Consider the following 10,855-nt stretch of genomic DNA (forward strand, 5'->3'; position numbering starts at 1 on the left):
GGTAACAAGGCTTAATCCCTACCTTCCTCTCAAACATGCCGTTTGAGGGGAAGCAACCAAGTTATTAATGAATTAAAACAAGGATATAAAAATGAAAAAGACACTAATCACTCTTGCTCTAGCCCTAACAACAACGACTGCGTTTGCCCAAATGGACCATTCAAACATGGACCACGCGAACATGGATCATAGCAACATGAAACATGAAAATATGAACCACGGCAGCATGAAGATGGACCACAGTAAAATGGACCATTCAAACATGATGGATATGCCGGGCATGTCGGCAGTAGGTATGCCAGCAAAAGGGGCAAAGCCAGACAAGGTGGTACACGTTATCTTGGGTGATGACATGACCATCAAGTTCAAAAAAGACGTTAAAATTGAGCCAAACGATGTGGTGCAATTTGTTGTGATGAACACAGGTAAGATCAACCACGAGTTCACAATCGGTTCTGCCAAAGAGCAGTTAGAACATCGCGAAATGATGAAGACAATGAGCGGTGATCATATGCACGACTCGGGCAACTCTGTGACGGTCGAACCGGGCAAAGCGAAGCAGTTGTTGTGGCATTTCCACGGAGACAACAAGGTTGAGTTCGCGTGCAACATTCCGGGCCATGCAGAATCGGGCATGGTTAAAAAGATTGAACTGTAAGTAATTATCCAACTAGACAAAGGAGCTGATGATTCAGCTCCTTTTATTTCTGGATCAAACTATTCGTTAGCTCATGATAAGAAATTCTGAGCCAGTGTCTCACGCTAAGATATTTTTGTGACCGAATCACCGACGTAATATATAAGCCAAACTACAGGCCTTGATAGCAACACTCTTCTCCCCATATTGAGACCGTTTAAGCGTATTGCAAAGAATCCTACATAAAATAGACATAGATTTAACAGTGTTTAGAGTATTGGCTCGTTATAGTTTACGTGACATCGCTACCGTGCGAACTAAAACTAAAATTGAAGAACACGATCCATGAAAAAGTTATTTTTGTTGGCTGGGCTAATGGTTTGCTCAACCCTAAGTTACGCGTCCCAACTGAATGAGGACATTTCTCTCCTCGAGCAACAAACCTCAAGCAGAATTGGGGTGTCAGTTTGGGATACCCAAGCAGACGAGCGTTGGGATTACCGTGGCGATGAACGCTTCCCACTCATGAGCACATTCAAAACCCTAGCTTGTGCCAAAATGTTAAGTGATATGGACAGCGGTAAGCTAAGTAAAAATGCGACCGCAAAAGTCGATGAGCGCAGTATCGTTGTATGGTCTCCAGTGATGGATAAGCTCGCAGGCCAAAACACACGCATAGAGCACGCGTGTGAAGCCGCTATGTTAATGAGTGATAATACCGCAGCCAACTTAGTATTAAATGAAATTGGCGGCCCTAAGGCCGTAACAATGTTTCTGCGAACAATTGGAGATAAAGCAACGCGCCTAGACAGAATAGAACCTCGCTTGAACGAAGCCACACCAGGCGACAGCCGCGACACAACTACACCTAACGCCATACTAAACACTCTTCGAACTTTGGTCGAAGGCGAAACGTTGTCTTATGAGTCTCGTGTACAATTAAAAATCTGGATGCAGGACAACAAAGTTTCAGACTCGTTAATGCGTTCTGTATTACCAACAGGTTGGTCTATTGCAGACCGTTCTGGTGCGGGAGGTCATGGTTCGCGTGGCATTAACGCGATTATATGGAAGGAAAATCATCGACCTGTTTACATTAGTATTTATGTCACAGAAACCGAGCTCTCACTTCAAGCTAGGGACCAACTCGTTGCGCAGATAAGTCAGTTGATTTTACAAAAGTACAAAGACAATTAAGTCACCACTCACCTGACCCTATTTGTATCCTTTTCTAGCCCTTCTCTTCCAGAAGGGCTCATTCTGTACTTCCATCTTAAAAACACCACTTATTGAGTAATGACTTACTTATAAATAGGTATAAGATTTACTTATTTAGGGTGAGTTAACGCCCACATTAAGCAACCAAATTCACACAAATGGCGATAATTAAACCATACTCTTACCAAGAAGCACATTTTCTACAAAATAGCTTCACGTAATTTATTGTTGTTATTTGCAACATTGCCAAGGAGATGTCTATTGAGACTTGAAAGAACTTTTAACCCTGATGACTTATCGATGCAAAACATGGAAAGTCCGATATGTATGCCGATAGGGTTTGTTCACTTTTTAGCTCAATCGGAAACACTACAGCAAGTACTTGATACGGTGGCAGAATGGATAAATCGTATATTTAATTCTGACCGTGCGAGTATCACACTTTATGAAAACAATGATCATTTAAAGGTCTACTCTTTCTCTGGTAGTAAAGCGATTCCCGCTGAATTTTTAGTGCCCATTCATCAAGCGTTTGTTGGCCGAGTGTTCAAAAAGCAACAACTGATGATCTGCGACGATGTTACGCAATCTGATGAGATCGATTGTGTGATGCTCGCATCCAATGGTATGGGTACGGCCTTTAATGCACGGTAAAGTCTGCCTAGGAACGCTTAATGTTGCGCATCATCAAACGCACATTTACACAAACGAACAAGCGGCACAGCTTCAGTGCATCGCTAATTGGATTGCTTTAAACATTGCCCTTCATATACAGATTATGAAAATGGAACACCTCGCCACGACGGATGATCTAACAGGTATTCCAAACCGCAGAGAGTTCATGCGACAAATCGAAAGCCGCCTAAATGAATACCGAACCCAGGGCATTGACTTCCATGTTGCTATTTTAGATCTCGACAATTTTAAAAGCCTCAATGACCGATTTGGTCATGACGCAGGCGATAAATCACTGATCCATGCAGTCAATATTATTAAAAGTCATCTACTTGATTGTGACTTACTTGCCAGAGTTGGCGGTGAAGAGTTTGCCATCGTATTAAGAAGTCGCTCATCACAGCAAGCTCTAGACACATTAGAAACAATTCGTAATGCACTAGAAACGACGACCGTTCAACATTCAGGTTGTGATATGAGCTTCACCGCGAGTATTGGGGTAACTCAAGTCTGTCGTCTCGACGACTCATTTGAACCACTTGTTAAACGCGCAGACTTAGCACTTTACAAGGCAAAAGAAACCGGAAGAAATCGCGTTGAGTTTCATATTGGTGAAGAAAGGTAGAAAAAATAAAAAAAGGTAGCGACTCATTGCGCTACCTTTTATCGATTCTAACCCGCTTAAAATAACTAGTACGAACTTTAAGCCAGTTAAAAATAAGAATGAGCAAATTTAATTATGCTTTCTTAAGATCTTTAGCTGGGTAAGTTAGTGTTTTTTCGCCTGCTTTTACATGTGTGTAAAAACCGCCACTGCTTAAACCTGTAACAACCATTTCGCCAAGATCGATACCTTTAGTCGCTACTACTACGTCACCGATTGAAAACATATTGAATACCTTGTTTGTTTAGATTAAGACACTAAGTCGTTGCGCGGTATTTAATACGATATTAGGCAAAGCACCTAATCGAGTTTTTTATCGTAAAGATTAATTTATATTTGTCGTGAACTCTAAGTTTCCACATTGAAAATCACAGGATATTTTCCAAAAAAAGATGCGCGATTCTTGTGAAATACGGTAATATTTTCTAGCATCAAGTGCGGAGGTATTCTCCGCCCTCATTGGAGAAAAATGATGAAGAAAGGCCTAAAAATGCGTGCATTAGAGCGTTCTGATTTGCGCTTTATTCATGAACTGAATAACAACCGAAATATCATGGCCTACTGGTTCGAAGAACCTTACGAGTCTTATGACGAGCTCGAAGAACTTTATCGAAAACATATACATGATGACGCTGAAAGACGTTTTGTCGTCGAAGATGAAGACGGCATCGTAATTGGCTTAGTTGAGCTGATCGAGATTAACTACATTCACCGCAGCGCGGAATTTCAGATAATCATCGCCCCAGAGCATCAAGGCCGAGGTTATGCGACAGAGATGATTAATCGTGCGTTAGATTACTCATTCTCAATTCTTAATCTACGTAAAATCTACTTATTAGTCGCAGTGGATAACGAAGTCGCTATTCACTTATACAAAAAATGCGGCTTTATCGAAGAAGGTCACCTTGTAGAAGAATACTTTATTAACGGCGCTTACAGCGATGTTAAGCGCATGTATATATTAAAACACCAGTACCAGAAAAAGATCGAAGAAAACAACTCAATTCACTAGTTCATTCTATCAAAGTAAAAACGCAGCTATTTGGGCTGCGTTTTTATTTATTCAAATTGATATTGATATGATAACACGATGCGCTTGTCTGCTTCATCCAAATAGGTGTTGTTGTCCATGACAAACGTCATTACGTTAAAAGAGTGGCGTTTGCTCACGAGGTAACCAAGACCAATACCACCAAAGAAGCCTTTGTAGTTCTCTCCTTCACTGTTTACTGAGCCGTAAGTGCCTGCTGCGAAGCTGATTAACGTCAGCTTTTTGGTAAACGATTTCAGCGCAAATGCACCAACGTAACCGCTACTGCCTGAAGAGCTTATCATATTGAAGCCATTCTCTGCACTTGGCGTACCCGTAAAGTTAGGCTCGCTACAGAGACTACTTTCTGCACCGTCACAAACAGGAACATCACCAGTGTTGTACGTATAGCCTGCCATTGGGAAAATTTGGAAACCTGCTGGCTCAATCCCGAAATAACTTAGCGGCATAAAGGTACCAACGCTGTAGTTGGTTTGATCCGCGCCGTTTACGTATTCATTTTTACCGAAGTTGAAGTTCACGATACCGACCGGAAACAACCACGAGCCACCAATACGCCACTCGCTCGCATCATCATTGATACGCAGGTTAATTTTGCGCGCTTGGTCAAGCGCAAGTGAGCCCGAGAATGAGATGTTTTGATCATCAAAATCGTAGTTGTTTGCGTAAGACGCGCCAAATTTCGTGATGACTTTTGTTGGGTCATCCGCCAACTTGTTTTTATTGTCTTTTACTCGATGCTCGGCACCATGAGCCAGCGTACTAACCAACAAAGTTATACACACTAACGCTAGTTTATTTTTCATTTTTTAGTCCTTTGAGATGTTGAATACCCGCACTTAGCTGCGCAGATACTTTTTGAATCATCACTCACTGGATGTGACAGAAGCGCCCTAACTACCTTAGATGGTGTGACAGCATCCAGTGCAGGTAGTTAGGGTAGAATGGCCTGTAAGGAAGGCGTTTTAGCGATTAGGAATGATTAGTTTTTCCAGTTGTAGCTCATGCTCATGAAGTACAGCGCAGGCTCATCAAAACCAGCTTGTAAGCGTGGCGTTTCTGACGATTCCATCAAGATCGCTTCAAACGCGAAACCAATTGAGTTTTCTGAATCCAATTTGTAATCAATGCCTGTACCAATGCGGTACGCCTTGCCAGTAGGAACGGTAATGTCACCGTTTGATTGGCTTTCATACATGCTGGTATCGAATGCAAAACCTGCATTCCACATCATTTTTTCATTCAGTTTGTACTGATTACCCAATGCGATTTGGTAAGTGTCTTGTGTCTCTACGCCCAGCGTGGTTGTGTATTCGCTCCAGTCTTGCCAGTTCACGTTCAACATCACCGCTAGGTCATCATTCACTTCATGGTAAGCACTGAAGATCAGTTGTTGCGGAGCAATGGAGTTACTCTTGTCGAATTCAAATTCGGTTTCAGAAGAGTAAGACAGGCCAAGACGAGTGCCTGGTGTTGCTTCATAAAGCACACCTACTCGGCCGTTGAGCTGAGTATCTTGGTCTTCGTCATTGAAGTTCAAGGCTCCCTTCGTTTCTACTTCATACATACCGTACTGAATGCCAAGCGCCGCACCCACAGACCAGTGATCATTGATGCGGTAAGAAGCGGAAGGTTGAATGGTCAAGGCTTGCGTCGTTGCTGTAGGAATATCTAAATGATCACCCAAAAGACCTTCGTACTCGAGGCCAAGACCGTAGTTGCCATACAGACCAATACCCAGCGTCCATTTGTCGTTCACTTGTTGGCTGTAAAATGCCGACGCCATAGGAACAAAACCAATCACGTTGCCCGCATCGCCAGTCATCGTGTCTAGTTGCGCGTCACCGTAAAGGCCAATCAGGTTACCAGAGAAAGATTTACCAGAAACATTCGCCAGACCAGCCGGGGTTGCTGCCATTACTGAGGCATCTTGCGCACGAGCCGCCATACCAGCGGATGCCAAACCAATATCCGATGCTGTTGTTTCGTAAAGGTATAACCCACCCGCTTGCGCAGCAGCACAAGTCAGTAGAGAACTCGCTACGACGATTTTTGAAAGATTTTTCATGTTAAAACCTATTATTGTTAGGGGAACCCACGCTGCGACGGTGGTTGTATATCAATGAAAGGCATTGGCCAATCGCACACAGCGTGGGGGTGTTGTGGAGTCAGTCAGTTGAAATCAGCGTTATTGCTCGCTCACCTCAAGTTCAGTGGGTTTCTTTCGCTTAAACTTCTCGCGCAGAGATTGCATCATCACGAAGAACACTGGCGTCAGTAACGTGCCAACAAACGTAGAGAGAATCATGCCGCCGAATACCGCAAAGCCCAGTGAGTGACGAGATGCCGCACCGGCACCCGATGCAATCACCAACGGGAATACCCCCCAGATGAAGGCGAATGCGGTCATCTGTACTGCTCGGAAACGGATTCGAGCAGCTTCTTTGGCAGCATCAATGATGGATAAGCCCTTTTCTTCTCGCAGAACTTTGGCAAATTCCACGATAAGAATCGCCACTTTGGCGGACATACCGATCAAGATGACCACACCAATCTGCACATACAAATCGAACGGTTGTCCCACCAGCAGTAGCGTGCCCATTGCGCCGAGAATCGCGACTGGAACCGCCATCATTACCGCAGCAGGAATGGTCCAACTTTCGTACTGAGCCACCAAGAACAAGTAGGTGAACAGCAAAGACAATGCGAACGCGATTGGTGCCATGTTGCCTGCTTTCATCTCTTGGTAAGTCATGCCTGACCACTCGTACGAGTAACCACTTGGCAAAGATTCCGCAGCCAGTTTTTCAATGGCTTTTACAACATCACCCGAGCTGTAACCTGGCGCTGGCGCACCGTTCACGGTTGCAGAACTGAACATGTTGTAGTTCGACAAGGTATCTGGGCCGAAGATCGGCTTCACTTTCACTAGCGTTGCCAGTGACACCATTTTTCCAGAGCTAGAACGAACAAACAGATGGTCGATGTCGTCGATGTTGTCACGGTATTGCTCTTCTGCTTGCACTTTGACTTGGTACGAACGACCAAACAAGTTGAAGTCAGAAATGTAGGCGCCACCCAACTGTGCTTGCAGTGTGCTGAAGATTTCATTCAACGGTACGCCCATCGAAATCGCTTTATCGCGGTCAATATCGATGTAACGTTGCGGAATATTCGCACGGAAAATCGAGAACGCACGCGCCACTTCAGGCAGTTGATTGATTTGGCCAACAAAATCAGCGGTTGTTTTTGCCAACTCTTGTGGAGAACGGCCCAAGTTGTCTTGCAGCACAAGGTTGAAACCATCCACCGCACCCATACCTTTGATTGCCGGCGTCGCGAAAACGAACGAAGCGGCATCTGGCGTTGAGTTCAGCATTTGGTTAACTTTATTCATCAACGCACGTTGGTGTAGCTCAGGGTCTTTACGTTTGCTCCAGTTATCCAGTTTGATGATCAACATGCCCGAGTTTGGAATCGACGCCATGTTAATTACCGAGAAGCCCGCAACCGAAACCACGTTCTCCACACCTTCCATCTGTTTTAGTTCATCAACGTACTTCTTCATTAATGGTGCAGTACGCTGCAATGCTGCTGCGTCTGGCAAACGCATTTCGACCATGAACACGCCTTTATCTTCGTTCGGTACGAAAGAGGAAGGTACGGTCATGAACGCAAACGCCAGCACCGCAATAAGCGCGCCATACACACCGATACTCAGCACAATACGACGGCTCAAGAAGCCAACTAAACCTTGGTATTTGCGCGTTATTGCTTCAAAACCTCGGTTAAACGCACGCAAAGGCGCAATAGGTTGCGAGTGAGTAGATTTCAACATCAACGCACAAAGCGCTGGCGTTAACGTTAATGCGTTGATCGCAGAGATCAGCACCGACACACAGATGGTGACCGCGAACTGGTTGAACATTCGACCAGAAATACCCGGCAATAGCGCAACCGGTACGAATACCGCCAACAAAATAAGCGTCGTTGCCAATACTGGCCCCGTCACTTCTTTCATAGCTTGGATAGTGGCCGGAATCGGGTCTAAATGCTCTTCATGGATAACCCGTTCAACGTTCTCTACCACGATGATCGCATCGTCCACCACGATACCGATGGCGAGGATCAAGCCAAACAACGAGATCGTGTTAATGGTAATGCCCATCACGCCCATGATTGCGAACGTCGCAATGATGGAAACCGGAATCGCTAAGGTTGGAATGATGGTCGCTCGCCAGTTCTGCAAGAAAACGTACACAACGAAGGTGACAAGAAGTACCGCAATCACCAGCGTCTCATACACTTCATCAATCGACGTCTCTACGTATTCGGTAGAGTCATAAGCGATGTCGTAAACCAAATCATCTGGGAACGATTTCTCGTACTCTTTCATGGCCTCTTTCACGCGTTCCATCACGTCTAGCGCGTTCGCTGTCGGCAACTGGTACAATGCCAGAACGGCGGCTGGTTCGTTATTCATACGACCATCAGCTTCGTAACCTTGTGCGCCAACTTCCACACTAGCCACATCTTTCAAGCGAATCAAAGAACCTTTCTTGCTCGCGCGGATGATGATGTTCTCAAACTCTTTCGCAGAAGTAAGGCGGCCTTTGGTTTGCAAAACATATTGATATTGCTGATCACCCGGAGCTGGCATACCACCGATCTTACCCGCCGCCACTTGGATGTTTTGCGTTTTAATTGCGCCAATAACATCGCTAGCAGAAAGCTTCAAGGTAGCCAGTTTATTTGGGTTCAACCAAATACGCATTGAGTAGTCTTTCTTACCCAGCAGCGTAATGTCACTCATACCTTCGATACGTTTTAGACGCTCAACGATATTGAGATCCGCGTAGTTAGAAAGGTAGATACTGTCGTGAGACTGTTTCGGAGAACGCAGTGTGATAACGCCCAGCATGTCGGAAGATTTCTTCTTAACCGTCACACCGATTTGGTTTACTTCTTGTGGTAGAGACGACGTCGCCTGTGCCACCAAGTTGTTCACACGAACCTGCGCCATATCGCCATCTGCGCCCACTCGGAAGTAAATACGCAATGTGTATGAGCCATCGTTACCAATCACAGAAGACATGTAAATCATGTCTTCAACGCCGTTGACTTTGGCTTCTATCGGTTGTGCTACGGTCTTTTTAACCACGTCCGCGTTTGCCCCCGGATACATGGTGCTCACCGTAATTACCGTTGGAGAGATTTGAGGATACTCAGAAATTGGCAAGACTTTCAGGGCGATCATGCCCATCAATGTCATAGCCAGTGAGATCACCAAAGCAAACTTCGGCCGGTGAATGAAAAATTTACTTAACATCAGTACTCACTCAGCCTTGTTCACTCTGTAGCTCAACGTCTTTCACCGTTGCACCCGGACGCACTTTTTGTAGACCATTGACGATGACTTTTTCGTTAGCCGCCAAACCAGTCAGCACAGCACGTTTCACACCGTAGGTCTGACCGAGTTCAACGTTACGACGAGACACCACGTGATCATCACCAACCACCATGACGTAGTCACCCGCTTGGTCTTGTTGAACAGCCGCCGATGGGATAAGCAAACCATCAATGGTTTTGTTGCGCAGCTTGATGGTCAAGTTGCCATATTCACCCGGCATAAGCGCGTAAGTTGGGTTATCGAATTGTGCTTCTGCTCGAATTGAGCCTGTTTCTAAATCGATCTTGTTGCCAACGGCGTAGATCTTGCCATCAAGTGGATACAATGAGCCGTCTGAAAGCGTCAGTGTTAAATCAACATCCAGTTTGTCATCGTTACGATGAGCCACATCAATGGCACTTCTTACTCGGCGGTAGAGCTTCTCATCCACATCAAAGCCAAAGCGAATTGGGTCGATTTGAGTGATCGAAACAAGAGGAACGAGTTGAATTTTCGAAATACGGTCACCCACTCGGAAGTTGCTGAAACCCACGCGGCCAGAGAAAGGAGCACGCACAGAGCTAAACTCAAGATCGAGCCTTGCTGAAACCAGCGTCGCTTTCGCCTCTTCTACCGAAGCAATCGCTGCGGCGTGCGCGGCAATGGCGTCATCGTATTGCTGCTCACTGATGCTTTTATCTTTGATGAGTTTCTTCACACGTTCTGCATCACGCGTAGTTTGAACGAGTTGTGCTTTTGCTTTTTGCAACGACGCTTTTGCATACGCCAGTGCCGCTTTGTAAGGACGGTCGTCGATTTCAAACAGCAATTGGCCTTTTTCGACCATATCGCCATCTTTAAAATGAATCGCGGTTAATTCGCCACCGACTCGAGGCATAATATCAACGTCATTTACCGCTTCAGTTCGACCGATAAAAGTATGATAAGGAGTGATTTTTGTTTCGGTTAGGGTAACGGTTTCAACAGAGGGTGCTTGGGCAGTTTTCGTTGCGATATCGCCAGTTTTGCATCCTGATAGTAATGCAGAAGATATAGCAATAGATACCAACGCAAATTTATATTTGGCTTTCATGATAAACCTACTTTATGTAGAAAGTGCCCTAGCCTAAATATTTAAATATATGGATAAACGCACTTTCTATTCTGGAAATAAACGAGGGAGTTAGAATTGGTAGTTAAATTCGATACGGTGATCACCAT

8 protein-coding genes and 1 pseudogene are annotated in these 10,855 nt (G+C 45.0%); 4 read left to right on the forward strand and 5 right to left on the reverse strand.

The annotated features are described in order from the left end of the window. The first annotated feature begins 91 nt into the window (after positions 1 to 91). From copI to CAG68_RS15745, 3 genes and pseudogenes are all read left to right on the forward strand, one after another. Complete coding sequence (gene copI / locus CAG68_RS15735) at positions 92 to 658, forward strand: copper-resistant cuproprotein CopI (protein ID WP_025768489.1); 567 nt, start codon at positions 92 to 94, stop codon at positions 656 to 658. A 324-nt stretch (positions 659 to 982) separates the two neighbouring features. Continuing rightward, complete coding sequence (locus tag CAG68_RS15740) at positions 983 to 1,834, forward strand: carbenicillin-hydrolyzing class A beta-lactamase CARB-42 (protein ID WP_005375420.1); 852 nt, start codon at positions 983 to 985, stop codon at positions 1,832 to 1,834. A gap of 282 nt (positions 1,835 to 2,116) precedes the next feature. Beyond that, a pseudogene (locus tag CAG68_RS15745) lies at positions 2,117 to 3,155 on the forward strand (diguanylate cyclase). Between the two features lie 112 nt (positions 3,156 to 3,267). Here CAG68_RS15745 and CAG68_RS22200 read toward each other — a convergent pair. Further along, positions 3,268 to 3,420 carry a hypothetical protein gene (locus tag CAG68_RS22200; protein WP_005375418.1) on the reverse strand — a complete coding sequence of 51 codons (153 nt, stop codon included), beginning with the start codon at positions 3,418 to 3,420 and terminating at the stop codon, positions 3,268 to 3,270. A 246-nt stretch (positions 3,421 to 3,666) separates the two neighbouring features. On the opposite strand from CAG68_RS22200, the gene speG reads away from it, so the two are divergent. Continuing rightward, positions 3,667 to 4,206, forward strand: a complete 540-nt coding sequence (gene speG / locus CAG68_RS15750) for a spermidine N1-acetyltransferase (RefSeq protein WP_005375417.1) — start codon at positions 3,667 to 3,669, stop codon at positions 4,204 to 4,206. Between the two features lie 47 nt (positions 4,207 to 4,253). On the opposite strand, the gene CAG68_RS15755 is transcribed toward speG, so the two are convergent. The 4 genes from CAG68_RS15755 to vmeP form a co-directional block, all read right to left on the reverse strand. After that, on the reverse strand, positions 4,254 to 5,051 hold the full coding sequence (locus CAG68_RS15755; RefSeq protein WP_033906800.1) for a hypothetical protein: 798 nt from the start codon (positions 5,049 to 5,051) through the stop codon (positions 4,254 to 4,256). Between the two features lie 176 nt (positions 5,052 to 5,227). Continuing rightward, on the reverse strand, positions 5,228 to 6,313 hold the full coding sequence (locus tag CAG68_RS15760; RefSeq protein ID WP_161441344.1) for an outer membrane protein transport protein: 1,086 nt from the start codon (positions 6,311 to 6,313) through the stop codon (positions 5,228 to 5,230). 120 nt (positions 6,314 to 6,433) lie between these two features. After that, complete coding sequence (vmeQ, locus tag CAG68_RS15765) at positions 6,434 to 9,574, reverse strand: efflux RND transporter permease subunit VmeQ (protein ID WP_086047272.1); 3,141 nt, start codon at positions 9,572 to 9,574, stop codon at positions 6,434 to 6,436. Positions 9,575 to 9,584: 10 nt separating this feature from the next. Continuing rightward, a complete protein-coding gene (vmeP, locus tag CAG68_RS15770; protein WP_005391278.1) occupies positions 9,585 to 10,727 on the reverse strand; it encodes an efflux RND transporter periplasmic adaptor subunit VmeP in 1,143 nt (380 codons plus the stop codon). Between the last annotated feature and the right edge of the window lie 128 nt (positions 10,728 to 10,855).

It is taken from the genome of Vibrio sp. V42_P2S4T144, assembly GCF_009904715.1.
Classification (GTDB): domain Bacteria; phylum Pseudomonadota; class Gammaproteobacteria; order Enterobacterales; family Vibrionaceae; genus Vibrio; species Vibrio alginolyticus.